An 895-nucleotide genomic window follows, 5' to 3' on the forward strand; every position below is an offset into this window, starting at 1 on the left:
GTCGACGTGGAGGTCGACAGCGACGTGATCGAGCTGTTCGCCGACGAGAGACCCGTCGACGTCGAAGTCGACAACGATGTGATCGAACTGTTCGCCGACGACAATCCCGTCGATGTCGAGGTCGACAACGACGTCACCGAACTATTCGTCGAACTGAGACCTGTCGACAACGAACCAATTGAGCTGGTGGCTGACGACAACCCCGTCGACGTGGAAGTCGACAGCGATGTGATCGAGCTGTTTGACGACGAGAGACCCGTCGAGGTCGACGTGGACAGCGAATCGATCGAGCTGTTCGCCGACGACAGGCCCGTCGAGGTCGAGGTCGACAACGACGTCACCGAACTGTTCGTCGAGCTAAGACCCGTCGACAACGAACCAATTGAGCTGGTGGCTGACGACAACCCCGTCGACGTGGAAGTCGACAGCGAAGTGATCGAGCTGTTGGCCGACGACAAGCCCGTCGAAGTCGAGGTCGACAGCGAAGTGACCGAACTATTCGTCGAGCTAAGCCCTGTCGACAACGAACCAATTGAGCTGGTGGCTGACGACAGCCCCGTTGACGTGGAGGTAGACAGCGAAGTCACCGAACTATTCGTCGAGCTGAGTCCCGTCGACAACGAACCAATTGAGCTGGTGGCTGACGACAGCCCTGTCGACGTGGAGGTCGACAACGAAGTAATCGAGCTATTCGCCGAAGACAGGCCCGTCGACGTCGAAGTCGACAACGAAGTAATCGAGCTGTTAGCCGACGACAGGCCCGTCGAGGTCGAGGTAGACAGCGAAGTCACCGAACTGTTCGTCGAGCTGAGCCCCGTCGACAACGAACCAATCGAGCTGGTGGCTGACGACAGACCCGTCGACGTCGAAGTCGACAACGAAGTAATCGAGCTGT

At 58.2% G+C, this 895-nt stretch carries 1 protein-coding gene; it reads left to right on the top strand.

The features are described from left to right. The coding region (locus tag G3N99_RS41205) for a hypothetical protein (RefSeq protein ID WP_206125310.1) at positions 1–895 on the top strand (895 nt) is incomplete at both ends.

Source organism: Burkholderia sp. Ac-20392, assembly GCF_017104585.1.
Lineage (GTDB): Bacteria > Pseudomonadota > Gammaproteobacteria > Burkholderiales > Burkholderiaceae > Burkholderia > Burkholderia lata.